The sequence below is a fragment of the Atlantibacter sp. genome (assembly GCF_032062175.1).
In the GTDB taxonomy this organism is placed as follows: domain Bacteria; phylum Pseudomonadota; class Gammaproteobacteria; order Enterobacterales; family Enterobacteriaceae; genus Atlantibacter.
Genome location: NZ_DAMBQK010000016.1, coordinates 67183 through 92813 on the forward strand (window position 1 = coordinate 67183; position 25631 = coordinate 92813).

The 25631-nt window shown below is 55.3% G+C and carries 25 protein-coding genes and 2 pseudogenes; 18 read left to right on the top strand and 9 right to left on the bottom strand.

Annotated elements, in window-relative coordinates; genetic code table 11:
- Positions 1-76 precede the first annotated feature (76 nt).
- The 6 genes from RT120_RS14680 (at position 77) to RT120_RS14705 (ending at position 4622) form a co-directional block, all read left to right on the top strand.
- Positions 77-661 carry a TerD family protein gene (locus RT120_RS14680; protein ID WP_125295067.1) on the top strand — a complete coding sequence of 195 codons (585 nt, stop codon included), beginning with the start codon at positions 77-79 and terminating at the stop codon, positions 659-661.
- Positions 658-1812, top strand: a complete 1155-nt coding sequence (locus RT120_RS14685; protein WP_312983663.1) for a TerD family protein — start codon at positions 658-660, stop codon at positions 1810-1812. Before RT120_RS14680 ends, RT120_RS14685 begins: the two co-directional genes overlap by 4 nt.
- Positions 1813-1835: 23 nt before the next feature.
- A complete protein-coding gene (locus RT120_RS14690) occupies positions 1836-2291 on the top strand; it encodes a tellurite resistance TerB family protein (RefSeq protein WP_144130008.1) in 456 nt (151 codons plus the stop codon).
- A gap of 22 nt (positions 2292-2313) precedes the next feature.
- On the top strand, positions 2314-3357 hold the full coding sequence (gene terC / locus RT120_RS14695; protein ID WP_312983665.1) for a tellurium resistance membrane protein TerC: 1044 nt from the start codon (positions 2314-2316) through the stop codon (positions 3355-3357).
- A gap of 48 nt (positions 3358-3405) precedes the next feature.
- Positions 3406-3984 carry a TerD family protein gene (locus RT120_RS14700; RefSeq protein WP_312983667.1) on the top strand — a complete coding sequence of 193 codons (579 nt, stop codon included), beginning with the start codon at positions 3406-3408 and terminating at the stop codon, positions 3982-3984.
- A 62-nt stretch (positions 3985-4046) separates the two neighbouring features.
- Positions 4047-4622, top strand: a complete 576-nt coding sequence (locus RT120_RS14705) for a TerD family protein (protein WP_312983669.1) — start codon at positions 4047-4049, stop codon at positions 4620-4622.
- 393 nt (positions 4623-5015) lie between these two features.
- On the opposite strand, the gene RT120_RS14710 is transcribed toward RT120_RS14705, so the two are convergent.
- Positions 5016-5687, bottom strand: coding sequence for an HAD family hydrolase (locus RT120_RS14710; protein ID WP_312983671.1), 672 nt, complete (start codon positions 5685-5687; stop codon positions 5016-5018).
- A gap of 334 nt (positions 5688-6021) precedes the next feature.
- Between RT120_RS14710 and RT120_RS14715 the strand changes: the two genes are divergently transcribed.
- Both RT120_RS14715 and RT120_RS14720 read left to right on the top strand, forming a co-directional pair.
- On the top strand, positions 6022-7917 hold the full coding sequence (locus tag RT120_RS14715) for a methyl-accepting chemotaxis protein (RefSeq protein WP_312983673.1): 1896 nt from the start codon (positions 6022-6024) through the stop codon (positions 7915-7917).
- Positions 7918-7990: 73 nt separating this feature from the next.
- A complete protein-coding gene (locus RT120_RS14720) occupies positions 7991-8671 on the top strand; it encodes a type 1 glutamine amidotransferase domain-containing protein (protein ID WP_312983675.1) in 681 nt (226 codons plus the stop codon).
- A gap of 3 nt (positions 8672-8674) precedes the next feature.
- On the opposite strand, the gene RT120_RS14725 is transcribed toward RT120_RS14720, so the two are convergent.
- The 3 genes from RT120_RS14725 to RT120_RS14735 are packed head-to-tail and all read right to left on the bottom strand — an operon-like array spanning position 8675 to position 11045.
- Positions 8675-9298 carry a glutathione S-transferase gene (locus tag RT120_RS14725; RefSeq protein ID WP_312983677.1) on the bottom strand — a complete coding sequence of 208 codons (624 nt, stop codon included), beginning with the start codon at positions 9296-9298 and terminating at the stop codon, positions 8675-8677.
- Between the two features lie 52 nt (positions 9299-9350).
- A complete protein-coding gene (locus tag RT120_RS14730) occupies positions 9351-10181 on the bottom strand; it encodes an ABC transporter permease subunit (RefSeq protein WP_312983679.1) in 831 nt (276 codons plus the stop codon).
- A 24-nt stretch (positions 10182-10205) separates the two neighbouring features.
- Positions 10206-11045 (bottom strand): ATP-binding cassette domain-containing protein, encoded by an 840-nt coding sequence (locus RT120_RS14735; RefSeq protein ID WP_312983681.1) that lies wholly within the window; start codon positions 11043-11045, stop codon positions 10206-10208.
- A gap of 349 nt (positions 11046-11394) precedes the next feature.
- Here RT120_RS14735 and betC point away from each other — a divergent pair, with 349 nt between their 5' ends.
- The 6 genes from betC to RT120_RS14770 all read left to right on the top strand — a co-directional run bounded on the left by betC (position 11395) and on the right by RT120_RS14770 (position 17308).
- Positions 11395-12936 carry a choline-sulfatase gene (gene betC / locus RT120_RS14740; protein ID WP_312983684.1) on the top strand — a complete coding sequence of 514 codons (1542 nt, stop codon included), beginning with the start codon at positions 11395-11397 and terminating at the stop codon, positions 12934-12936.
- Positions 12937-12947: 11 nt separating this feature from the next.
- A complete protein-coding gene (gene choX, locus RT120_RS14745; RefSeq protein WP_312983686.1) occupies positions 12948-13889 on the top strand; it encodes a choline ABC transporter substrate-binding protein in 942 nt (313 codons plus the stop codon).
- A 191-nt stretch (positions 13890-14080) separates the two neighbouring features.
- Positions 14081-15097 carry an ATP-binding cassette domain-containing protein gene (locus RT120_RS14750; protein ID WP_312983688.1) on the top strand — a complete coding sequence of 339 codons (1017 nt, stop codon included), beginning with the start codon at positions 14081-14083 and terminating at the stop codon, positions 15095-15097.
- On the top strand, positions 15090-15758 hold the full coding sequence (locus tag RT120_RS14755) for a methionine ABC transporter permease (protein WP_312983690.1): 669 nt from the start codon (positions 15090-15092) through the stop codon (positions 15756-15758). The genes RT120_RS14750 and RT120_RS14755 overlap by 8 nt, the downstream gene beginning before the upstream one ends.
- Before the next feature lie 21 nt (positions 15759-15779).
- On the top strand, positions 15780-16583 hold the full coding sequence (locus tag RT120_RS14760) for a MetQ/NlpA family ABC transporter substrate-binding protein (RefSeq protein ID WP_161662031.1): 804 nt from the start codon (positions 15780-15782) through the stop codon (positions 16581-16583).
- Between the two features lie 122 nt (positions 16584-16705).
- Entirely contained in the window at positions 16706-17308 is a 603-nt protein-coding gene (locus tag RT120_RS14770; protein WP_409515056.1) for an aminotransferase class I/II-fold pyridoxal phosphate-dependent enzyme, read from the top strand.
- Here the strand turns inward: RT120_RS14770 and RT120_RS14775 are convergent.
- Both RT120_RS14775 and RT120_RS14780 read right to left on the bottom strand, forming a co-directional pair.
- Positions 17305-19248 carry a bifunctional diguanylate cyclase/phosphodiesterase gene (locus tag RT120_RS14775; protein WP_312983693.1) on the bottom strand — a complete coding sequence of 648 codons (1944 nt, stop codon included), beginning with the start codon at positions 19246-19248 and terminating at the stop codon, positions 17305-17307. The genes RT120_RS14770 and RT120_RS14775 overlap by 4 nt on opposite strands.
- Positions 19249-19544: 296 nt before the next feature.
- On the bottom strand, positions 19545-20072 hold the full coding sequence (locus RT120_RS14780; protein WP_312983695.1) for a GNAT family N-acetyltransferase: 528 nt from the start codon (positions 20070-20072) through the stop codon (positions 19545-19547).
- 94 nt (positions 20073-20166) lie between these two features.
- On the opposite strand from RT120_RS14780, the pseudogene RT120_RS14785 reads away from it, so the two are divergent.
- Together RT120_RS14785 and asr are read left to right on the top strand one after the other, a co-directional pair.
- A pseudogene (locus RT120_RS14785) lies at positions 20167-20415 on the top strand (anion permease); the annotation flags it as partial.
- A gap of 163 nt (positions 20416-20578) precedes the next feature.
- Entirely contained in the window at positions 20579-20890 is a 312-nt protein-coding gene (gene asr / locus RT120_RS14790) for an acid resistance repetitive basic protein Asr (protein ID WP_312983697.1), read from the top strand.
- A 61-nt stretch (positions 20891-20951) separates the two neighbouring features.
- Here the strand turns inward: asr and RT120_RS14795 are convergent.
- Positions 20952-22188, bottom strand: a pseudogene (locus RT120_RS14795) (GNAT family N-acyltransferase).
- Between the two features lie 112 nt (positions 22189-22300).
- Positions 22301-23281 carry a porphobilinogen synthase gene (gene hemB / locus RT120_RS14800; protein ID WP_312983699.1) on the bottom strand — a complete coding sequence of 327 codons (981 nt, stop codon included), beginning with the start codon at positions 23279-23281 and terminating at the stop codon, positions 22301-22303.
- Between the two features lie 168 nt (positions 23282-23449).
- Here hemB and RT120_RS14805 point away from each other — a divergent pair, with 168 nt between their 5' ends.
- Positions 23450-23782: a type II toxin-antitoxin system PrlF family antitoxin gene (locus RT120_RS14805; protein ID WP_312983740.1), complete on the top strand. Its 333-nt coding sequence runs from the start codon at positions 23450-23452 to the stop codon at positions 23780-23782.
- A complete protein-coding gene (locus tag RT120_RS14810; protein WP_312983701.1) occupies positions 23782-24285 on the top strand; it encodes a type II toxin-antitoxin system YhaV family toxin in 504 nt (167 codons plus the stop codon). Before RT120_RS14805 ends, RT120_RS14810 begins: the two co-directional genes overlap by 1 nt.
- Positions 24286-24314: 29 nt before the next feature.
- Here the strand turns inward: RT120_RS14810 and ampH are convergent, their stop codons facing one another.
- A complete protein-coding gene (gene ampH / locus RT120_RS14815) occupies positions 24315-25496 on the bottom strand; it encodes a D-alanyl-D-alanine-carboxypeptidase/endopeptidase AmpH (RefSeq protein WP_312983703.1) in 1182 nt (393 codons plus the stop codon).
- Positions 25497-25631: the final 135 nt, after the last annotated feature.

The window sequence follows — 25631 nt, forward strand, 5'->3', positions numbered from 1 at the left end:
TGATATGATTTTCATCTGAAGGATTTTGGCGTAAAAAATCACCCTTTTTCACGAGCAACTTTATGGAGATCTGACCATGGTTTCATTAACTAAAAACCAAACTGTTTCACTCAGCAAGCAATCGTCGGCGCTCAACCAGCTGCATTTCGGCCTCGGCTGGGACCCTATTAAAAAGAAAGGGATGTTAGGCAAACTGTTTGGCGGTAATGATTCCATCGATCTCGACGCGGGCTGCGTACTGCTCGATAAATCCGGCGGCAAAATCGACACCGTCTGGTTCCGCAAACTGAAATCATCCTGTAACTCCGTGGTGCACAGCGGCGATAACCTGACCGGCGAAGGCGACGGCGATGACGAAGTGATCCGCGTGGATCTGACGCGTCTGCCAGCCCAGGTGGAATACCTGGCGTTCACCGTCAACAGTTTCCGTGGCCAGAGCTTTAACGACGTGGAAAACGCGTTCTGCCGCGTGGTCGATCAGAACAACAAAGAGCTGGCGCGCTATCAGCTGAACGAGCAGGGCTCTCACACCGGCATCGTGATCGCCTCCCTGCGCCGCAACAACGGCGAGTGGGATTTCACCGCGCTGGGCAAAGCCTGTAGCGGCCGCACCATTGACGATATGCACAGCGACATCGTCGCGGCGGTGGTGCGCTCATGAACATGACGGCGGGAGGCAATGCCTCCGTTCCTTCTCAAACCTTGACGGTGCGCGTGCTGTCCGGCGCAGCGGTTGACGCCTCCGCGTTCCGGTTGTACGCCACCGGCAAAGTGAAGGGCGATGCCGATATGGTGTTTTACGGCCAGCCTAAGAATGATGACGCGACCATTGCGCTGACCAATGACGGTAATAACGCCGCGTTTACCGTGGATCTCAACCGTCTTCAGGCCGATGTGCAAAAAGTGGCCTTTACCGTGACGTGCGACGGCAACCAGACCGTGGCGGGCCTGCAACGCCTGGCGATTCAGGTCGAGGCGGCGGGCACGGTGCTGCTGAACGGCGTGGTCGATCTCAATGGCCGCCAGGAAGCGGCGCTGATTTTAGGCGAACTGTATCGCCGCAACAGCGAGTGGAAATTCCGTTTTATCGCCCAGGGCTTTAACGGCGGGCTGAAACCGCTGGCAGAGCATTTTGGCGTGGATGTGGCAGACAGCCCGGCACCGACGGCGGCCCCCGCGCCAGCGCCAGCGCCCGCAGCGTCTAAAATTAATCTCAGCAAGGTTTCCCTGACCAAAGAGAAACCGGCAATCAGCCTGACCAAGCGCGATAACTTCGGCGAGATCCGCATCAACCTGAACTGGCATCGCGGCAACCCGGCGACCGGATTACGCGCGGTGTTTGGCGGCAGCAAAGGCATCGACCTGGATTTAGGCGCGTTTGTTGAACTGAGCGACGGCTACAAAACCGTGATTCAGGCATTGGGCAACCGCTTCGGTTCCATGGACAGCGAGCCGTATGTTCAATTGCAGGGCGACGATCGCACCGGCGAGTTTTCTACCGGCGAGTGGCTGCACGTGAATGGCCGCGAGTGGAAGCATATTCGCGAAGTGCTGATTTTCGCCTTTATCTACGAAGGCGTACCGAGCTGGGATAAGACCGACGGCGTGGTGTCGCTGTTCATCCCGGACCAGCCGCCAATCGAGACGCGAATGACCGAAGGGCAGAACAACCGCAACATGTGCGCCATCGCCCGTCTGGTTAACGAAAACGGCAATATAAAAGTAGAACGAATTAATCAGTTCTTTAATGGACATAGCGATATGGACAAGGCGTTCGGCTGGGGCTTTAGCTGGAAAGCGGGTTCCAAGTAATTTCTTTGGCAGAGGGTGACAGAATGAGTTTTTTCAACAAGGTAAAAGGGGCGTTTAACGCCAGCCGCGACGAGTTAACCAAACAGGTTGGCCGTTTTAAGAACAAAAAATTTATGCAGGGGACGGTGGCGGTCTGCGCGCGCATCGCGGTATCCAGCGATGGCGTCAGTTCCGAAGAGAAGCAGAAGATGATCGGTTTTCTGCGTGCCTCTGACGAGTTGAAAGTCTTCGATACCTCTGAGGTTATCGACTTCTTTAACAAACTGGTGAGCAGCTTCGATTTCGATATGGAAATCGGCAAGGGCGAAACCATGAAGTACATTCTGGCGCTGAAAGATCAGCCTGAAGCCGCTCAGCTGGCGGTGCGTGTGGGGATTGCGGTGGCGAAAAGCGACGGCAATTTCGACCCGGACGAGCAGAAAGCGGCGCGTGAAATCGCCCTGGCACTGGGCTTTGAACCGGCCGAATTCGGTCTTTGATAGCATTTCTTAAGGGTTTCGTATGGTATCTACGCATATTGGCTTTCCAACAGAAACGGTCGTGGTATTCGTTGCGTTGGCAGTGGGAGCCATTTTTATCGACCTGTTCATGCACCGGCATGACAAACCGATCTCGCTGAAAAGCGCGGCGCTGTGGTCCGTCTTCTGGGTCGTGGTGGCGATGGCGTTCGCGGGGTTCCTGTATGTTCACCACGGCGCGGAAGTCGCCAGCCTGTTTGTGACCGGTTACGCGCTGGAGAAAGTGCTGTCGGTCGATAACCTGTTCGTGATGATGGCGATTTTCTCGTGGTTCGCCGTGCCGGACCGCTACCGCCACCGCGTGCTGTACTGGGGCATTATCGGCGCCATCGTGTTCAGGGGGATTTTCGTTGCGATTGGTACCGGCCTGCTTAGCCTGGGTCCGTACGTTGAAATCGTCTTTGCGCTGATCGTCGCCTGGACGGCGGTGATGATGCTGAAAAGCGGCGACGACGATGACGAGATTGAGGATTACTCCCAGCATCTCGCCTACCGAATGGTTAAGCGCTTCTTCCCAATCTGGCCGAAACTGAGAGGGCATGCCTTCCTGTTGAACCAGAAAGAAGTGGACGAAGAGCTGGCGAAGCCGGAAAACAAAGACATTACCATTGGCCGTGGCCAGAAAGCCGCGCTGTACGCGACCCCGCTGATGCTGTGTGTGGCGGTGGTGGAACTGTCGGACGTGATGTTCGCCTTTGACTCCGTACCGGCCATCATCGCGGTCAGCCGCGAGCCGCTGATTGTGTATAGCGCCATGATGTTCGCGATCCTCGGCCTGCGTACCCTGTACTTTGTTCTGGAAGCCCTTAAGCAGTATCTGGTGCACCTGGAAAAAGCCGTTATCGTGTTGCTGTTCTTTATCGCCGCTAAACTTGGCCTGAACGCAACCGACCATATCTGGCACCACGGTTTTAATATTTCGGCAACGACCAGCCTGTTAGTCGTTCTGGGTGTGCTTGCGTTGGGTATCGTGGCGAGCATCATGTTCCCCGGTAAACCCGATTCTGAGGAGAAAAAGGAGGGCTAACCTCCTTATCCCCGGCAAATAACAACATCAACCAGAGAGGATTGAACAATGAGTGTTTCTCTTTCAAAAGGCGGGAACGTATCACTGAGTAAAGAAGCGCCGACCATGAAGAACGTGCTGATTGGTCTGGGCTGGGATGTGCGCGCTACCGATGGCCAGGACTTCGACCTCGACGCCTCCGCCTTTCTGCTGTCTGCCAGTGGAAAAGTACGCAGCGATGCAGATTTCATTTTCTACAACAACCTGAAATCCGCTGACGGCTCCGTGACCCATACCGGCGATAACCGTACCGGTGAAGGCGACGGCGATGATGAAACCCTGAAAATCAAACTGGATCTGATCCCGGCCGACGTCGACAAGATTGTCTTCGTGGTCACCATTCACGACGCGCAGGTGCGCCGTCAAAGCTTCGGTCAGGTCTCCGGCGCGTTTATCCGCCTGGTGAATGACGATAACCAGACCGAAGTGGCGCGCTACGATCTGACTGAAGATGCCTCCACGGAAACCGCGATGCTGTTTGGCGAGCTGTACCGCCACAACACCGAGTGGAAATTCCGCGCGGTAGGCCAGGGCTATGCAGGTGGACTGAGCTCTGTTTGCGCCCAGTACGGCATCAATGCCTCTTAATTTGAATACACAACGGGCAGTGAACGCTGCCCGTCTCTCTCCCTAAAAGCAGGAGCTTTAAAATGGCAGTTTCTCTCGTAAAAGGCGGTAACGTATCCCTCACTAAAGAAGCACCGACCATGAACATCGCCATGGCTGGCCTGGGCTGGGATGCGCGTGTCACCGATGGACAGGGCTTCGACCTGGACGCCTCCGTGTTTATGGTTGGTGAAGATGGCAAAGTGCTGAGCGACAGCAGCTTCATCTTCTTCAACAACAAACTCAGCGCCTGCGGCTCCGTTGAGCACCAGGGCGACAACCGTACCGGCGAAGGCGACGGTGACGACGAGCAGATCAAAATCGATCTGGCCAAAGTCCCTGCTGAGGTGAAAAAGCTGGTTTTCGCGGTCACCATCTATGACGCAGAAGCCCGTAAGCAGAACTTCGGTATGGTGAGCAACAGCTACATGCGTATCTTTAACAATGACAACGGTTCTGAAATTGCCCGTTTCGATCTGTCTGAAGATGCGTCCACGGAAACGGCGATGGTGTTTGGCGAACTGTACCGCCACGGCGCAGAGTGGAAATTCAAAGCGGTAGGACAGGGCTTTGCAGGCGGGTTGTCTGCGCTGGCTTCGCAGCATGGTGTTAACGTTTAACGTTTGACGCTGTGGTTATACAAAACCTCGGTTCGCCGGGGTTTTTTATGGCTGGTGTTTGAGGGGGAATTGTTTTGTTCGCCTGGGTTCAGTGGAATTGTTCCATTCGGTGGAATTGTTCCGTTCGCCTGGGCTTTCGAGTCAGTCTCTGGCGCCAGTGTACGCGAACGGGCCAGTGCGGCTCGCCGCCGCCCCCCTGGCGACCCCGGCTCCCCCGCGATACGTTCAGGCTTTTAATGCAACCAGTGCGTCGCTGAAATTATGAAAAAAACTCACAGCGACAAAGACAGCTTTGTAAAAAATAAAAAACTTGAAGTTGGGGGTGTTGAGTCCGGCATCAAAATCGTCGAGCCACAAACGCCTGGCGAACGGAACAATTCCACCGAACGGAACTTACTCCGGCAACTCCGTCACCCTAACCCGCTGTACCGGCGAGCGGCGCTTCGACCAGGCGGGATGGAAGTGCCGCCAGTGGGCATCCTGCGCTGCCGCCAGCAGTTCATAATCCCCACGCGTATCGCCCCAGGCGCGCAGATGGTATTCACCCAAATGCCCGTACACGTTCTCCAGCCGTTTTACCTTTTGCTCACACCGGCAGTTGTGGCCGGTGATGCGGCCCGTCAACATACCCTCGTTCACTTCCAGTTGGGTGCCGATAAGCTTAATCCCCAGGCGATCGGCAAAGGGTTGCAGCACCAGGGCCGGTGAAGCGGAACAGATGGTCACTTCCGCACCGGAATTGACTTCCGCCGCCACCGCCAGCAGGCCGGTAGGGCGCATCAGACGGTTCCAGTAGATCTCGCAGAACGCCTCGGCTTTCTGGCGTAGCCAGCGTTCGTCCACACCGGTCAGGAAGGTTTGGATCAACACTTCTTTCAGTTCGTCCCGGGTGAGCTTTTTGCGCATGCAGCGCAGCGTCGGCAAGGCCAGGCGCACCATGCGCGCCGCGAACACGCGCTTGCCGAAGGCGAAGCGGAGAAAGGGAATAAAGCTGTCGTGGTGCGTCAGGGTGCCGTCGAAATCAAAAACTGACAGAACCTTTGCAGCGTGTGGCGTGGTGCTCATTCCAGAAACTCCCGTAAACAAATTCATCTTTCCATTCTGTTAAAGGGGATGATAGCAGAACCCCTGCCGGGTGGCAGCGCTGTTGGCTGAAGGTGATAACCCTGGCAGACAAGCGATGCTGTTATTTCTTAGCCAAAGGGCGGGGCTGTTCAGTCTAATCATTTAAAAAACAAAGAGATAAGCTCAATTTTGTTTGCCTTTATTAAAATTCTAATCTTTTCATGACGTTATCATTTTACTGGCGTAACTTCACGCTTTCAGGCCGGACCTGTCTAAAGTAATGACCTGCCGGGTCGTTAAATGATGTATCTCTCCTTGCATAAGCTTATACATCATGTGGAAAACAACGCACTCTCGCTTCACCCTTATGCTTATCGGCTTTTTTGTGGTTTTACTGGGCGTGACGTTTTTGGTCATTCGCCAGTTTGTGGCGCCACAGCTTATCGCGACGGAAAGCGAACTGATCCGCTACACGGTTGATGCCCAAAGTGATGCCATTACCGAGCAGATGAACCGCGTTAAGGCCCAGCAGCGTACCATCACGGAAGTGGTCAGCGGCCTCGAGAGCGACCAAATCGATCGGTTGCTGCCGACGCTTGTGAATCAGTACAACGATCTCAACGTGTTTGGCGGCGGGATATGGCCGCTGCCGGGCAACCGTGCGCCGGACCGCGACCGCTTTAGCACCTTTTTCGCGCGCGATAATGGCGGCAATTTGCAGGTCAACACCGTCTGGAACCAGCCGGAGTCCGATAAATACTGGGAGCAGCCCTGGTACAAAGACGGCATGAACGCCCCGAAAGGCGAATGTGCCTGGGCCAAAGCCTATCAGGACGCCGCCAGCCCGCAGCCGCGCACTAACTGCGCTATGGCAATCTGGCGCGACGGTAAAGTCTGGGGCGTCGCCACCATCGACGTGACCCTCGGCTTCTTCAACAATCTGGCGAAGCAAATGAGCGAAGCCAGCCAGGGACGCGTGCTGATCGTCGAGCAAGACGGCAAAGTGGTCGGCAATGGCTCGCCAGAGCAGGGCAAAGCGGATCTGCAATACCTGCGCGATCTGAAAATCCCGGCGGAAGCCACCGTAATGCAACTGCTGAAACAGGCAGGCGCAGAGCACGTCAGCGGTGTGTATAAAGGCGAGAACGGCGAGCAGACCCTGATGGTGCAGTCCATCAGCGGCAGCCCGTGGTATCTGGTGGTGGATATTCCCTCCAGCCTGTTGTCCCGCCAGTCATCCAGCATCATTACCCAGATTTCTCTGGTGCAGATTGGGCTTGGCTTGCTGCTGATCCTGGCGCTGTTAGGCTTCGTGCGCACCCTGTTCAAAAACCTGGATGCGCTGAATAAAAATATTGTGTCGCTGTCCAGCGGCGGCGCAGATTTAACCCAGCGTTTGCCGCAAAGCAAAAGCCCGGAGTTCAACGCGGTTATCAACAGCTTCAACAGCTTTATCGCCTATTTACAGGATTTGATGGGGCAGGTGGGGCAGAGCGCGATGGCGATCTCTTCGGCGTCACGTCAGATTGCCGGCGGCAACCTCGATCTCTCTTCACGCACGGAACAGCAGTCTGCGTCGATTGTTGAAACGGCGGCCTCAATGGAGCAACTCACCAGTACGGTGCGCCAGAACGCCGACAACGCCGTGCAGGCTAACCAACTGGCGTCTCAGGCATCTGACGTGGCCCGGGAGGGCACGGCAGTCGTCAGCAAAGTGGTCACCACCATGGATAAAATCAACACTTCGTCCAGCAAAGTGGTGGATATCATCGGCGTGATCGACGGGATCGCCTTCCAGACCAATATCCTGGCGCTCAACGCGGCGGTGGAAGCGGCTCGCGCTGGCGAACAGGGGCGTGGCTTCGCGGTGGTGGCTGGAGAAGTGCGTAATCTGGCAAGCCGTAGCGCACAGGCTGCCCAGGAGATCAAAAAGCTGATCGAAGAGTCGGTCAGCAATATCGAACAGGGCAGCGCACTGGTGCGCCAGGCGGGTACTACGATGGATGGCCTGATGGAGCGGGTGGAAGGCGTCACCGTGCTGATCTCGGAAATCAGCTCCGCCAGCAGCGAACAGAGCCGCGGTATCGACCAGATCAACCTGGCGATCAACCAGCTCGACAGCACCACCCAGCAGAACGCCGCGCTGGTGGAGCAGGTCTCCGCCGCCGCCCAGTCTATGGAAGAGCAGTCCAACCAGCTGGAGCTGGTGGTGGCAGGCTTTAAAATCTAACCTCAACGGCGGCTGGGCGTGTCGTGTGTCTATACTTGGGTGACAGGAAATCACACCAGGGAGACACACGACGATGACCCAGCCAACCCGTAAACCGGTTCTGTTTGTGCTCACCAGCTACAGCGATGTGGCGCACAACATTTCCGGTTTTTATTTTTCTGAACTCGTTCACCCCTTGCACGTGCTGGAACAGGCGGGCATACCCACCGTTATTGCTTCGATCCAGGGCGGCTTGCCGCCGGTATATGGCGTGGATTTAGACGACGACGTTAATGCCCGCTACTGGAATGACGATGCGTTCCAGCAACGGCTCAGCCACACCCTGAAGCTGTCGGAAACCCACAGCGACGATTACAGCGCGGTACTGTTTGTCGGCGGACACGGTGCCATGTGGGATTTCCCGGAGTGCCCGGACGTTCAGCGTCTCATCCGCGATCTGTATGAAGCGGATAAACCGGTCGCTGCCGTTTGTCATGGCCCGGCGGCGCTGGTTAACGCCACGCTCAGCGACGGGCGTTATCTGGTGGACGGTAAGCGGGTCGCGGCTTTTACCGATGCAGAAGAACGCGCGGTAAAACTGGCTGAAGTGGTGCCGTTCTTACTGGAAACCACCCTGAAGAACCGTGGCGCACAGCACCAGTCGGTGGGGGAGTGGCAGCCGCTGACCCTCGTCGACGGCAACCTGATCACCGGGCAGAACCCGCAGTCTGCCACCGGCGTTGGCGAAGCCCTGCGCGATAAACTTAACGGCTAACCGTTACGGCGTTCCGTTGTCGCCATGACGGCGGAACGCCGGGCGTTGTCCAAGCCGCGCAAACCAGGCGTCAACGGCAGGGACGGCAGGACGATCGATTGGCGTCATTTTCCAGCGATTCACCGACAGGCCGAGCACGATATCCGCCAGGGTGAAAGTCTGGCCGGTCACCCACATCCCGCTTTGCTGGAGTTTGTTATCCAGAAGGATGATGCAGCGGTTCCAGTCGGCAATGCTGGCGTCAATCTCGCTTTGCAGGCTGTAAGCCGGGTTTTTGCGCACCAGCGCGTTAAAGGCATAACGCCAGGCGCTGTTTAATTCGGTGGCCTGCCAGTCCATCCATTTTTCCACCCGCGCCCGACCGCGCGGCGTACTCGACAGCAAATCGTCGCGGCCCGCTTTCCCCACCAGGTAGCGGCAAATGGTATTGGATTCCCACAGCACAAAGCCTTCGTCAATCAACACCGGCACCAGCCCGTTGGGATTGAGCGCCAGGAACTCTGCCGTATCGGTGGGCGCAAAGCCGCTGCCGTAATCTTCCTGATGATAATCAAGGCCCAGCTCTTCACAGGTCCAGAGCACTTTGCGCACGTTAATCGAGGTGCTTTTTCCTAAGATTTTTAGCATCTGCCGCCGTTCTCTTTTTACGGATGATAGAGAAAATATAGCAGCACGTTGCTCAGGCGTGCCGTTTGCGGGCAAAGCTGGCCGACAGGCGATCCAGCAGGATTGCCATCAGCACTACCACCACGCCGCTTTGCAGGCCGAGGCCGATATCCAGTTGTTGAATGCTGCTTAAAATGTCGTTGCCGAGGCCACCCGCGCCGACCATTGAGGCGATAATCACCATCGACATCGCCATCATGATGGTCTGGTTAACCCCCGCCATAATCGACGGCTGCGCGGCGGGAAGCTGTACCTTCCACAGCAGTTGCCACGGCGTACAGCCGAAGGCGAGGCCCGCCTCAATGCGCGCTGTGTTCACCTGGCGGATACCCAGGTCCGTGAGTCTGACCACCGGCGGCATCGAGAATAAAATAGTGGCGAAAATCCCCGGCGGACGGCCCAGGCCGAACAATATCGTCGCCGGGATTAAATACACAAACGCGGGCATGGTTTGCATAAAATCCAGCAGGGTACGCACCACGCTGCCCACCGTTGCCCGGCGCGCGCTCCAGATCCCCAGCGGAATGCCGATCAGCAAACTGAAGAAGGTGGATGACAGCGTTAGCGCCAGGGTAATTGAGGCGTGCTCGCTATAGCCGCTGTAGATGATGTACAGCGTCGCGAGCAGGGCGAACAGGGCGAACGCTTTGCCGATGCGCCATACGCCAATGCCCACCGCGAGGATCACCAGCCCCCAGGGCGTCAGCCAGCCGATAAAGGTTTCCAGCCCACCCGCGAAGCTGTCAATCATCCCTGCAATGCCGTCAAAAATGCCGCCCGCGTGGGCCAGCAGGGTGTGGATCGCGCGGTCTATTTCGCGGCTAAAATCTAAGGGATACGCCATAAGTACCTGCTCAACTATCGATGATTATGCCTGGGGTTGCCAAACGTCGGCATAGCTGTCCGCCAGCTGCCAGCGCGACGTATCCACGCCGGAAAACAGATGCCGCACATAGGGCGTTGCCGGGGCGTTGATAATCTTTTCCGGCGGACCAACCTGGATCAGCTTGCCGGCTTCCATAATCGCGATGCGGTTGCCGAGGCGCAGCGCCTCTTCCATATCATGGGTAACAAACACGATGGTGCGCTGCTCCGCTTCCTGCAAACTGAGCAACAGCGTCTGCATTTCGCGGCGGATAATCGGGTCGAGTGCCGAGAATGCCTCGTCCATCAGCAATACCGCAGGATCCACCACCAGCGCCCGCGCCAGCCCGACGCGCTGCTGCATCCCGCCGGACAGCTCCGCCGGGTAGTTATCTTCAACGTGCGACAGGCCAACTTTTGCCAGCATCTCCCGCGCCCGCTGATGGCGAACCTCACGCGCCACGCCCGCCACTTCCAGACCGAATGCCACGTTATCCAGCACATTGCGCTCATCGAACAATGCGAAGGACTGGAATACCATCCCGGTTTTCTCACGTCGTAGGGCGATCATCTGTGCCGCGCTCAGCGAACCCAGAGCCTGCCCCTGGAAGCGCACTTCGCCGGAGGTTGGGGTGATCAATGCGTTCAGGGTACGCAATAACGTTGATTTCCCCGAGCCCGAAAGCCCGACAATTACAAAAATCTCGCCGGGCCAGATACGTAAATTAATATCGGTTAAGGCATTTACCGTCGGTTTATTTTCTTTGCGCGCAAACAAACCCTTACGCGGCACAGAAGAATAATTCTTTTCGACATGGTGTAATTCAATGATGGGTTGTGACATAGCCGGACCGTTTATTTCCTGATTTGGTTATACGCTATCGCAGAATCGATATAAGCGGTGATATCTTTTTTGAATTTGGTTAGCTCCATTTTGCAATAGCTTATTAATAATTGAGCAATAGGCATTGATACTAAAATTATCATTAATAAATTTACATTAAGTATGATGGTTTTTATTTTTTAACCAATAAAATTCAATGGGTTACTTGGTTTATTTAACGGTATATATGCCTGGCGGTTCTTGCTGTTTAGCCTGAGTTCCGGCCTGAAGTTGCCTCTTCACAGAATGAAAATGGCGTGAGATAAAAAATAACACGAATTAATGACGCTTCTTCTGACCGGATTTAAAGATGCTTATAAATAAACCGAATATCGTTATTCTGATGGCGGATCAGTTAACGGCGGGTGCATTACGTAATTATGGAAATAACGTCAGCCTGACGCCCAATATTGATAAATTAGCCAGCGAAGGGGTGGTGTTTGAATCCGCCTATTGCAACAGCCCGCTGTGTGCGCCGTCGCGGGCGGCCCTGATGACCGGCCAGTTTTTATCGAAGAACGGGGTATATGATAACGCCGCGGAATTCCGCGCCGATTCCCCCACCTTCTGCCACTACCTGCGCGAACAGGGTTACCGCACCTGGCTATCCGGGAAAATGCACTTCTGCGGACCGGACCAACTGCACGGCTTTGACGAGCGCCTGACCACCGATATTTACCCGGCGGATTTCGGCTGGACGCCGGACTGGCAGCACCCGGAGCGTCGCCTCGACTGGTTCCATAATATGAGTTCAGTGCTGGAAGCCGGGGAGTGCGTGCGCACCAACCAACTTGATTTTGATGACGAGGCGCTGTTTATGGCCCGCCAGCGGCTGTATGACGCGGCGCGCCAGCCGGACGACAGGCCGTTCCTGATGCTGCTGTCGCTTACCCATCCGCACGATCCGTTTGCTATTCCGCGCCGCTATCTGGACCGGTTCAACGAAGCGGATATTGATTTGCCGGTGACCGGAGCAGGGGACGTAGAAACCGATCCGCACTCCGGGCGGCTGCGCGCGATGTACCAGCTGGAAGAGGGGTTACTGAGCGAGGCGGACATCCGCCGCGCCCGCCACGCCTATTACGGCGCACTGGCCTACGTGGACGATTGCTTCGGCGACGTGATCCGCACCCTCGAAGAAACAGGCCTGGCGGAAGACACGGTGGTATTTGTGATTGCCGACCACGGCGAAATGCTCGGCGAACGTGGCCTCTGGTACAAGATGACCTTTTTCGAAGGGGCGGTGCGCGTGCCGCTGATCGTCCATAACCCGAAGCGCTTTGCCGCACATCGGGTGAGTGAAAACGTCTCGCTGGTGGATTTACTGCCGACCTTTACCGATCTGGCAGGTGGCGCATCGCGTCTTACATCTCCGGTTGCGCCGCTGGACGGTCACAGCCTGGTGCCGCATCTGCGCGGTCAGCCGGGTTCAGACGAAGCCTGCGGTGAATACCTGGCGGAAGGGGCGATTGAGCCGGTGGTGATGATCCGTCGCGGCCCGTGGAAATACATTCATTCACTCAGCGAAGCGGCGCAGCTCTACAACCTGAAGCAGGACCCGCACGAGCGCCGCAACCTGATCCGCGATCCGGCGCATCAGGACACCGTACAGGCGTTTGCCGCCGAAGTCGCCGCACGCTGGGATCTCGATACGCTGAATAAGGACGTACGCGCCAGCCAGCAAAAACGCCTGTATTTAACCGCCATTGCCGGGCGCGATGCGATTCCGCAATGGGATTTTCAGCCGCACCAGGCGGCATCGCACCGCTTTATCCGCAATCACCAGACGTTGGATGAGCAGGAGGCTTTTGCCCGCTTTCCGCGTCCCACTAAACACCCTGTCGGGGAATAATGATGATGAGCATGAAAAAATTAACCACCTTACTGCTTTTGGCAAGCACAGCAGGGCTCTCTTTCGCCAGTTATGCCGCCGATGACGCAAACTGCGCCACCGTTACCCAATCCGATCCGGGCTGGACCGATATCGCCGCCACTAACGCCCTGTCCGGCGCGGTGCTTAACGCGCTGGGTTATCAGCAAAAAGTGCAGAATCTGTCGGTAGCGCTGGCGTTCCAGGGGCTGAAGACCGGCCAGGTGGATGTGTTCCTCGGCAACTGGATGCCAGCCCAGACGCCGGTTATCAGCAAATTCACCGACGACGGCGCTATCAACGTGCTGGGCACGAACCTGCCGTCCGCTAAATTCACCCTTGCGGTACCGGATTACGTGGCTGCCGCCGGGGTCAAAGATTTTGCCGACTTACAGAAATTCGCCGACAAGTTCGACCATAAAATTTACGGTATTGCACCGGGCGCGCCCGCCAACCAGAACATCAAAAAAGTGATCGACCAGAAGGAACTGGGCCTGAAGGGGTGGAACCTGGTGGAATCCAGCGAAAGCGGCATGCTGGCGCAGGTGACGCGTGCGGTGAGCCGTAAAGACTGGGTGGTGTTCCTCGGCTGGGAACCGCACGCCATGAATACCCGCTTTAAGCTGACCTACCTGAGCGGCGGCGACCCGTGGTTTGGCCCGAACTACGGCAGCGCGACCGTTAACACTGTCACGCGCAAGGATTTCGCGACCCAGTGCCCGAACCTCAACCGTTTCTTTACGCAGCTTAAATTCGACGTGGCGCTGGAAAACGCCGTGATTACCCGCGTACTGGATGACAAACAGGACGTTAACGATGCGGCGCGCGCTGAGTTAGCCAAACGCCCGGAATTGCTGAACGGCTGGCTCAACGGCGTTACCACCCGTAACGGCGAACCGGCAGAACCGGCGGTAAAGAAAGCGCTGGGGATTTAAGCCGCAAGGTTCAGCCCCTTGTAACAACTTCGCCCACACATATAACGATTGGCTATAACGCATATTTATTTATTCGTTCTAAGCCTTAGACCGGATGGTTATATTTCTCTGAAAACGCAGTTAAAGAGAGAGAAAAACCTTACGCGCCTCTAAGGCGCGTATTTGTGGGGCTCTGGGGACACTGACACATCATGATTGTTTTGCGGAATATTTCGAAGATCTTCCACCACGGCAAGGATGCGCTGACTGCGGTGGATGACGTCAGCCTCGATATCGAGCGCGGGCAAATTTACGGCATTATCGGCTACAGCGGCGCGGGGAAAAGTACCCTGATCCGCCTGCTTAACGGGCTGGAAAAACCGACTTCCGGCAGCGTGACGATTGCCGGGCAGAATATCTCTGCCGCCAGCGGGGAAACCCTGCGCCGGGCGCGGCTGAAAATCAGCATGGTATTCCAGCACTTTAACCTGCTGTGGTCGCGTACCGTCAGCGAGAACATCGCGTTCTCAATGCAGATTGCAGGCGTCCCGAAAGCGGAAATCAAAAAGCGCGTGGCGGAGCTGATTGACCTGGTCGGCCTGAACGGGCGCGAAAATGCGTATCCATCGAAACTCAGCGGCGGCCAGAAACAGCGCGTAGGTATCGCCCGTGCGCTGGCGAATAACCCGGACGTGCTGCTGTGCGATGAAGCGACCTCGGCGCTCGATCCGCAGACCACCGATCAGATCCTCGATCTGCTGGCGGACATCAATCGCCGCTTTGGCCTGACCATCGTGCTGATCACCCATGAAATGCACGTCGTGCGTAAAATTTGCGATCGCGTGGCGGTAATGGAAAACGGCCGCGTGGTGGAAGAGGGCGAAGTGCTCAGCGTCTTTACCCATCCGCAGCAGGAAATTACCCGCCAGTTTGTGCGCCAGATTAGCCAGGAAAGCGACGCCTTCGATGAAACGTTGGTCAACAACCTGGACGGCGCCATTATCAAACTGACGTTTGTCGGCCACAGCACCCATCAGCCAGTGGTCGGTGAACTGACCCTGCGCTACGGCCTGCCGTTTAATATTCTGCACGGCAAGATGAGCCAGACCGCCCACGGCGTATTTGGTCAACTGTGGCTGCACGTCACGGCGAATAATCAACAACTGGAAAGCATCCTCGCGGATTTGCGCCAGCATGAGATCCACTGCGAGGTCATCAAACATGGATGATTCACTGTTTCCGCACCTGAAGTGGCCGCAACTGCTGGCGGCAACCCAGGAAACCTTATACATGACCGCGCTGTCCGGTGTGGCGACCTTCGCCCTCGGCATCGTGCTCGGCCTGGCGCTGTTCCTGACCGCGAAAGGCGGCTTATTCCAGAACCGCGCGATTTACAGCGTGATTTCCATTGTGGTTAACGTGTTCCGCTCGATCCCGTTCATCATCCTGATTGTGCTGTTGATCCCGTTTACCAAAGCGATGGTCGGCACCATCCTCGGGGCCAACGCGGCGCTGCCTGCACTGATCGTCGGCGCTGCGCCGTTCTACGCGCGGCTGGTGGAAATCGCCCTGCGTGAAGTGGATAAAGGCGTCATTGAAGCCACCCGCTCCATGGGCGCGCGCATGAGTACCCTGATTTTTCGTGTTTTGCTGCCTGAATCATCACCCGCGTTAGTGTCAGGCATCACCGTCACTCTGATTGCCCTGGTCAGTTACAGCGCCATGGCCGGTGTGATTGGTGCTGGCGGGTTAGGAAATCTTGCTTATCTGGAAGGATTCCAGCGTAACCACAATGACGTCACCCTGGTGGCGACGGTGACCATCCTGATCATCGTTTTCATCATTCAGTTTATTGGTGATGCCATGACCGCTTATTTAGATAAACGTTAAAAACAATAGAGAACACACATCATGAAAAAAGTACTGACACTGATAGCAGCAGCAACCCTGAGTTTCTCCGCCTGGGCCGACACCCTGACCGTGGGCGCGTCTAACGTGCCGCATGCGGAAATCCTCGAGCAGGCGAAACCGATTCTGGCGAAGCAGGGTATCGACCTGGAAATCCGTCCGTTCCAGGATTACATCCTGCCGAACACCGCGCTGGCCAGCCGTGATATCGACGCAAACTACTTCCAGCACATCCCTTACCTGAACAGCGTGCTGAAAGACCATGCTGGCGATAAAACCTATGATTTCGTCAGCGCGGGCGCGATCCATATCGAGCCGATCGGCATCTACTCCAAAAAGTACAAATCCCTGAAAGATCTGCCAGAAAATGGCCGCGTGATCATGCGTGACGCGGTGGCGGAAGAGGGCCGTATCCTGTCTATCTTTGAAAAAGAAGGCGTGATCAAACTGAAGCCGGGCGTGGATAAAGTCTCCGCACGCATCAGCGACGTGGTGGAAAACCCGAAAAAACTCCAGTTCCTGCCGAACGTAGAAGGGTCTCTGCTGCCGCAGATGTATAACAACGACGAAGGCGATGCGGTGGTGATCAACGCTAACTACGCCATCGATGCGGGTCTGGACCCGGTGAAAGATCCGATCGCAGTTGAGAGCGGCGAAAACAACCCGTACGCTAACATCATCACCGTACATAAAGGCGACGAGAAGAAAAAAGATATCGTCGCGCTGGTGGATGTCCTGCACTCCAAAGAGATTCAGGACTGGATCCGCACCAAATACAAAGGCGCGGTTATCCCGGTTAACAACTAAGACACCGCTGTTAAAAAACGCCCGTCAGCCTGTGCTGGCGGGCGTTTTGCTTTCTAGCGCAGATTAGCGCGGTCCAGACCGTTAGCGGCATCCAGCGCGCCCGGCGTCATGCGCGATAAAATTTGCAGCCGGTTCCAGCAGTTGATCAGCGCAATGGCGAATTTCACTACACCCGCAAAGTGCTGCCTGCGCTGAAGAGCCTGGATAGCCAGGACCGGGTGATTTACGTGGGAACCTTCAGCAAAACCGTGATGCCTGCCGTTCGCATCAGCTATATCGTGATGCCGAAAGCGGCCATTGCGCGGTTTCGGGAAATTGGCGAAATCATGGAAGCCGGGCAGCCGGTATTAACCCAAAAAATTCTCGCGGCGTTTCTCGCAGAAGGCCATTTCTATAAGCATTTCAAGAAAATGCGTGCGCTGTACCAGCAGCAGCGGAAAATGCTGCTGGAGGCGCTGCAAACGGTTTATCCGGGGCTGTTCGAGGTTGCGCTTTCCGACGGCGGGATGCATATCGTCGCCTTTCTGCGCACCAGCACGCGCGATATCGAATTAGCGGCGCTCTGGCAGCGCCATCAGTTACAGGTCAGCGCACTCGCCGGCTGGTATTGTCTGAGCGCAAAACGTTATGGCCTGGTGATGAGCTACACCAATATCGCGTCTATCGGGCAGGGCATCATGCTCATCAGTCGCCCACGTACCGAAACCCTGGCATTATTAACTTAGCTCGCCGGGGAAAGCTGCTGGGCGGCGGCGAGAATATGCAGCGCTGCGCCCTGTTCCAGCGGACGTGAAAAATAATAACCCTGCATAAAATGCACGCCGCACTGTTTCAGGATGGCGGCCTGGGTTTCGGTTTCAACGCCTTCGGCAATAACATCAAAATCCAGGCTGTCAGAAATATCTTTCACCGCCTGAACAATAGTGCGGCCTTTATTTTCAATGTTATTAATAAACGACCGGTCGATTTTTATGAAGTCGATGTTCATATTATGGATCACCGACAGGCTGGAATAACCGGTGCCGAAGTCATCGACCGAAAATTTGACGCCGCGCTTCTGCAACTGGCTCACCTTCTGGTAAATGGTGTGCTGCTCTGAGTGAATAATCGATTCGGTGACTTCGAGGTGTAATAAATGCGGGGGAATGGCATAGCGGTCAATCACGTTATTAACGTTATCAACGAATTCTTTATCGTAGAACTGAATAATGGAGATATTGACGCACATCGAAATACCCGACTTCAGCTTTAACATTTCAGAGAGGATCCGGCAGGCTTCTTCCATTATCCAGTTACCGATCTGGACAATACGCCCGCTCTGCTCCATTAACGGAATAAATTCCGCCGGAGAAATATCCCGGCCCTGAAAGTGCCAGCGCAGCAGCGCTTCGAAACTGACAATTTCGCCGTTGCTGTCGACGATGGGTTGATAAACCGCGCGAAACTCGTTGCGATCCAGCGCGTAGCGCAGCGCCTCGTTCAGGGTAATTTTGCGCCGCAGGCTTTCCTCAAGTTCATGATTATAAAAGGCAACGCGCTCCGGGTATTTGCCCTTCTGGGAATACATGGCGATATCCGCCAGTTGAATCAGGCGGGTAATTGAGGTGTCGTGTTCCGGGCACACCGCAATGCCGATGGTTGCGCCCAGCGTGATGGTTTGATCGTCCAGCAGGATAGGCCGCGACAGGCTGCTGACCATATTTTCCGCCAGTTGCCAGGTCAGATGGCGGTCGGTTTCGGTGGTCAGATAGATAAATTCATCGCCGCCCCAGCGGCAGATTAAATTCCCCTGGCGATAAAAATCGTTCAGCCGGGCGCTGAGGGAGATTAACACCATATCGCCGATATCATGACCGAGCGTATCATTGATATTTTTGAAACCGTCTAAATCAATAAAGAAGATCGAAAACCCTTTTTCTTTGTTGTCTTTATAGCGACTGGAGATCTCTTCCGCGGCAGATAAAAACGACACCCGGTTATACAGCCCGGTAAGCGCATCAATGTGGGAGATTTCGTAAACTTCCTGGGTGCGCCGTTTGATGGTTTTTTCCATCCGTTCTAATAGCGTCTGGTTGCGGTAGCGTAATAAAATGGCTTCTTTAATATAGCGGGCGGCTTTCATTGAAGAGATGATCATCGTCAGGGTAAAGCAAACGCCCAGGAAACCTAAATTAACCCGGTATTGCTCGGGTTGCAAAATTAATAAGATCGACATCGGCAGCAGGATGATAATGTTATACAGCGAGGATAACATTAAATTACCGGATAATACGCTGGTGGCACCGCCCGCCATTGCGGAAAGGATAACAATGGCGGCGGTAAATTCCTCGGTTGAAAAAGAACGATAAAAACACAGGATATAGGCGCTCCAGATCGCGGCGGTCAACAAACATCCGGATGAAAAACGTACAATCCAGGAAATATCGCCTTTTCGTTCAGGATGCGCATTTACCCACAATTGGGTATCTATGATGCGAATAGTGAGGACCACCATCATCAGTCCCCACCAGGTCAATTTGGTGAAAAGGTTGCTTGAATTAAGAAATGAGAAGGCCAGGGTAGAGGAGGTGATAAAGGTGATTAAGATGCCGGGTAATGCATTGTTGTATAACAGTTTTACCCCTTCCGACAGGTATAGCTTTGTATGTTCTTGATTTTTAGTCATTACTATTCACACCGCTGTCATACCGTGATGGCTAATACATTAATATGGCTTATGTAAAAGAATACGTAAAAGTATTATCGGCCAGGAAAGCGAAAATGTTAATTATTTTGCGTTTTAGCAAAGGGATCTGTGGAGAAGGGCAAAATAGCGTGTTCAGAGCGCCATAATCAAAAAACGACAGTGCCCTGACAGGTGTGGCTGGCGAAATAATCTAGCGGCGAGCAATAAAATTATCCGGCAAATTTTCATCACAAAGTTAAGTATTGCCGATTTATTGAACGATAGCCGGATTCACCTTATTTGATGTTCATCTGCTTGTAGTAATAGGTCGTGGAACAAGATGCGCCGTCCGGCATCAATGCGTAGTCTGGAATGTCTCCCACCCGCTGCCAGCCAGTTTGCTGATAAAAAATCTCTGCGCCGCTACCGGTTGCCGTATCCAGCACCAGCACTGATTTATGCTGATCTGCGGCCTGCTTTTCCAGCTCAGCCATTAACTTTTGAGCAATACCCTGGCGCCGCGCGGCGGGGCTGACCAACAGCTTTGCGACATCCGCGCGGTGCGGCTGGTTTTCGGGCTGATCGAGGATTAACTGCACCGTGCCGGTGATCTGCTGTTGAGCATCCAGCGCAATCAGCACAAGGCGTTCCGCACGTGCGGCGCTGTCTGCTACTCGGGTCCAGAATGTCTGCGCTTTGTCGCCTGTCATCGGCAACATAAAGCTCACCGATGCGCCGTCGTTGACGCAGTCGATCAGTAACTGGCTTAAGGCATCCCGCTGCGCCCGGATTTGCGGCGCGGTAAAGAGGGTAATTGTGGTCATTTTCGAAGCCTGTTTTTTGAGGATGTCTTACCTTGTCAGGAAGCCATATCGCTGACAAGCGGCAGAATCAGAGGTTTTTCTTATGATGATGCGGGCACCGATGATGATTGCTGCCGCCGTGGCGATGCCTGCCATTCCGCTGCCGGTATTCTGCCTGATGGTTGGCGCAGCCATCGGCCTGGGCAGTATTTTGACGCCGTATGCCACCGGTCCAAGTCCGATTTACTACGGTAGTGGGTATTTACCAACGTCCGACTATTGGCGTTACGGTGCAATTTTCGGCGGGTTGTTTTTAATGCTGCTGATTGCCACCGGGTTGGTGTGGATGCCGGTGATACTGTAGAGCGTTCGGCTTCTGGCAAAGCAGCAGATCACGGCCCGATCTGCTGTTTGTACATTTGGTTACCTGCCGATACCAATCACTCACGGAAGGCTAACTCTCACATCACTATAGTGAACTCAACGGCCCACAGGGGCTGAATCACACACTACTTGAGGGTTAGAAAATGAAAAAAGTATTAGCACTGGTTGTTGCTGCCACTATGGGCCTGTCTGCTGCGGCATTCGCTGCTGATACCGCTACCGCCCCGGCTACCGCCACTGCCGCGCCGGCCAAAGCGCACACCACCCAAACTACCCATAAGAAAAAACACGCGAAAGTAGAGCAGAAAGCCCAGGCAGCGAAAAAGCACCACAAAAAAGCCGCCGCGAAACCGGCCTCTGAACCGGCTGCGCAAAAGGCCCAGGCCGCTAAAAAACACCACAAACAAGCGGCGCACAAAGCTGCAGCAAAACCGGCTGCTCAGCCAGCGGCATAATGCCACACCCGGCGAGCCGGGTGCGATAAAGAACCCTGATTCCCCCCTGGAATCGGGGTTTTTATTTTTCTGACGTCAGATGCGTGGCAATGTAACGTTGATATCGCGACGCTTTGATAAACGTTAAGTCCACCAGCACCAGCCCATCAATGCAGTGACTGAACGCCGGATCGCTGCCGAAGTCGATAAACTGCACGCCGCCCGGCTCGCAGAGTTCCGAATACTGTTTATACAGCGGCGGAATACCGCATCCCAGGTTGCCGAGCAGCGATTTCAACCGGGTGAGATCGTCGTGATAATTCTCGCCGGTGAATTCCCGCAGTACATCGGGCAGCGAAGCGGGGCAGGGGCGACGCGACGCCGCCAGCGGATGAGTGGGCGGGAACCATAGCCGGTAAAAGGCAATCAGCAAATCGCTGGCGGCAGGGGGTAAACCACCAGAAATGGAGACCGGCCCGAACAGATAGCGATACTGCGGATAGCGGGCCAGATAGGCGCCGATCCCGGACCATAAATAATCCAGCCCGCGTCGTCCCCAGTACTGCGGCTGAATAAAGCTGCGGCCCAGTTCAATGCCCTGGTCCAGCACGCCGTTCATCTGCTGGTCATAGTGGAACAGGCTGTGGCTGTAGAGCGCGTCATGACCACGGGCGTGAATAGCCTCGCGGGTTGGGATAAAGCGATAGGCACCAACGATTTCCAGCGCGTCGTCATCCCACAGGATCAGGTGCCAGTAATCGTCGTCATAACGGTCGATATCCCGGCGTTTGCCGGAGCCTTCCCCCACGGCGCGAAACGCCACTTCCCGCAATCGGCCCAGCTCGCGCAGCACTGGCGCGTCTTCCACGCCGTTACGCCGCCATAGCCAGATGCTCATCCATCTCTTTCACCGACGACTTGCGGGTGCGATTGCTGAGATTATCTACCCGGATAAACAGCGATGCGAGCGGCTGCAAATGGCCAGGCAGGGGATTGGTCACCACTTTAATGTCCCGGCGTACCCGGGAAACGGCATTCAGCAACGCCAGCCCGTCGAGGGTGCCGGTGGGGTGGTTGGCGACAATCACCAACGGGCCGGTTTCAGGGATTTGTTCGAGGTCGCGGGCGGGGATATTACAGTCAATTTGAAGGTGTTCAAGCACTTGCTCCACCATATCCAGACCCCGAAGGTGACGGTACTGGCTGGCGAATTCCTGAAATTCCTGTTGGCACAATAATCGTTTGATGCTGCGTTTTAGCAAAGGTGATGCGGGGGCGGTGGGCCATAAATCATCGAGAACGCTATCGATGCTGAACATGGTCGTCTCTCCAGTCGTTTTGACCTGACGGTAGACCAGATTTATGACCGTGGCATTTCAACGCAGTGACGTGAGGATGGCAGTAAAAAGGGAGCCTTAGCTCCCTTGCCGATCATTTCAGGATCTTCTTCTCGGCCAGATCGAGAGCGAAATAGCTGAAGATCAGATCCGCGCCTGCGCGTTTAATCGCGCCCAGACTTTCGAGGGTCACTTTCTCTTCATCAATTGCGCCCGCCTGGGCAGCAAATTTGATCATCGCGTATTCACCGCTCACCTGGTATGCGCCCAGCGGCAGAGTGGTGCGCTCGCGGATATCGCGCAGCACGTCCAGGTATGCCCCGGCCGGTTTCACCATCAACGCGTCCGCGCCTTCCGCTTCGTCAATCAGCGATTCACGGATCGCTTCGCGGCGGTTCAGCGGGTTCATCTGATAGGTTTTACGGTCGCCTTTCAGCGCCGTGCCCGCGGCTTCGCGGAATGGGCCGTAGAATGACGAGGCGAATTTAGTGGAGTACGAAAAGATAGCGGTATCGGTGAAGCCCGCAGCGTCCAGCGCCTGGCGGATGGCTTTCACCTGGCCGTCCATCGCAGCAGACGGGGCGATAAAATCTGCGCCTGCCGCGGCGGCGACCACCGCCTGTTTGCCGAGGTTCGCCAGGGTCGCGTCGTTATCCACGCCGTGATCGCACAGCACACCACAGTGGCCGTGGGAGGTGTATTCGCAGAAACAGGTGTCGGACATGACGATCATTTCCGGGACCGCGTCTTTGCAGATGCGCGACATGCGCGCCACCAGGCCGTTTTCATTCCAGGCATCGCTACCGGTGGCGTCGGTGTGGTGGGAAATACCAAACGTCATCACCGAGCGAATTCCGGCATTGGCAAAGCGCTCGATCTCGCGCGCCAGATATTTTTCCGGAATACGCATTACGCCAGGCATAGCGGTAATGGCTTTGTAATCATCGATCTCTTCTTCAACAAAGATGGGCAACACCAGATCGTTTAAGGTCAGGGTTGTCTCTTCGAACATAGCGCGCAGCGCGGGCGATTGACGCAGACGGCGCGGGCGAGAAATCAGGGAGAAATCAGACATGGTAGCTATCTTATGTGAGTCAAAGAGGCCGTTATTTTACCTTATGTGATACAAATTTGTTTCACGAATCTCGGCGTAAAAAGAAGCAATGCAATTGCATTGGCAATGCATTTGCATTACATTGCGTGTGTAAACCGTGACACGGGGAAATTTATGAACAACATAGTGATGGCAGGCGTAACACTGCGAGCTTCCTCGAAATTAACCGCTCGCAGCCAGACAACCATTCCAGCTTCTGTTAGAGATGCTATGAATTTAAAACCTGGCGAAGAGATTGAGTACGCCGTGCTCGCTGATGGACAGGTGCTGATGACGCGTAAGGAAGCGAATGCGGAAGACGATCCGGTAATGGAAAGTTTCCTGAGTTTCCTCGCTAACGATATTCAGCGTAACCCGTCGCAAATTCATGCGCTCGATACCGCTTTTTGGGCTGACGTGGATGCATTAACGGAGGGTGTGGATGTCGATCTCGATGCGCCGCTTAATGACGAGAAACGGTAATGAATGGAATGCGGGTAGAGACCTCATGGCGTGTCTATGAACATCCGTGCTTTGTTGCGCAGGTTAAGGCGCTTCGGGATGAAGTGGCCGCGCTCAAAAATCACTGTCCCGGTGACTACCAAAACAAATCAGCGACGAAGCTGTTAGCGGCGATCAACAAAACCCGCAAAGCAATCTCCACCGACCCTACCCAGGAAAAATTCCGCCTGGGTGATACCCTGGGCGCGGGCTATAAGCACTGGTTTCGGGCAAAATTTCTCGGTCAGTATCGTTTGTTCTTTCGCTATAGCCTGAGAGAACGCATCATCATTCTCGCGTGGGTCAATGATTCGCAAACCAGGGAAGCTTATGGCCATAAGCGAGATGCGTATAAGGTTTTCGGCGCAATGTTGGCGTCAGGGCATCCACCGGATGACTGGGAAACCCTGGTGAAAGAGACGGTGAAGCAAATCAACCTGAGTCTGTGTGAACCCCAGCCTTTAAATATACAAAACCCGGCATAGCGCCGGGTTTGCTGTTTCAGGTGCCCGTTTTATTCGTCACTCACCGGGACCTGCGCCGAGGCGGTGACAACCACTGGCTTATTGCCAGTCAGCTCGGTGACCAGGTTATTCACCCCGTCGCTCATGTTCACAAAGCGGGTGAGCGGTGAGCGGGTGACCACCACGAAAACGCCGATATTGCTCTGGGGCACCATCGCCATATAGGTGATGAACCCGCCGCCGCCGCCAGTTTTCTGAAGAATGCCTGGACGGCCATTTTTCGGCTGCATATATACCCAACCCAGGCCCAGCGCGTCGGCACGGCCCGGCACGTCCATACCAATGACTTTGGTGAACTGGCTACGCTGGTAAATCAGCGTTTGCATCCGGTCCGCCTGGCTGGTGCGGGTATGGAAATCGGACGCCAGGAATTGCTGCATCCAGCGCATCATATCGTCCGGCGTGGAATAGATGCCGCCGCTGCCAATGGCCGCCAGGGTGTTGTTACACGGGCTGGCGCCTTTTTCCGCCACCATTAAGCGACGGCACTGATCCGGCGATGGCGTAAAAGTGGTGTCTTTCATGCCAAGCGGACGGGCGATGTATTCGTCAAACAGTTGCGGATAGGGCTTGCCCGCCGCACGGGACAGCGCGTCCGCCAGCAGATCAAATGCGATATTGGAGTAGGCGACCACGGTGCCGGGCGCGGCTTTTAAATTCGCGGTGGCAAGCCAGTTCCAGCGCTGCTCACGGGTCGGCCAGACAAACACCGGACGATGCGCCGCGCCGCCCGGTTGTTCGCGGGGCAGGGCGCTGGTGTGAGTCGCCAGATTCACCAGAGTAATGGGTTTACCCTGGTACGTCGGCACCCGCGCGCCGGGAGGGGCGTATTTACTCAACGGATCGTCGAGCTTTACGGTGCCCTGATCGAGCAGCTTTACCAGCATTTCGCTGGTCATCAGCTTGGTGAGCGAGGCCACGCGCACCACAGAGTCAAGCTGCGGGCGCACATTATTACCCGGACGGGTTTCGCCAAAGCTGCGAAATACCCGCTGGTTGCCGTCAATCACCACCAACGCCATGCCCGTCGCACCGCTGCCATAATAAATATGCTCAGCGTAACGGTCAGTAATTTCGGAAGCGAAGACCGGATCGGGGGAAGTTTGCGCCTGGCTTGCGGCAGGCAACAGCACGGCACTCAGTGCGGCGAAAGTAAGCAGACAACGTTTCAACGAAGCAATCCATTCAGTCAGTGGCGGTAAAAGCTATTTATACTACGGTTGCCGCTCCGGCAATGGGCGGATTAACGAAGTGTAGCGAGAAAAAACGTAACCACGGGTTACAGTGGCGCAATTTTTGCCACGGCT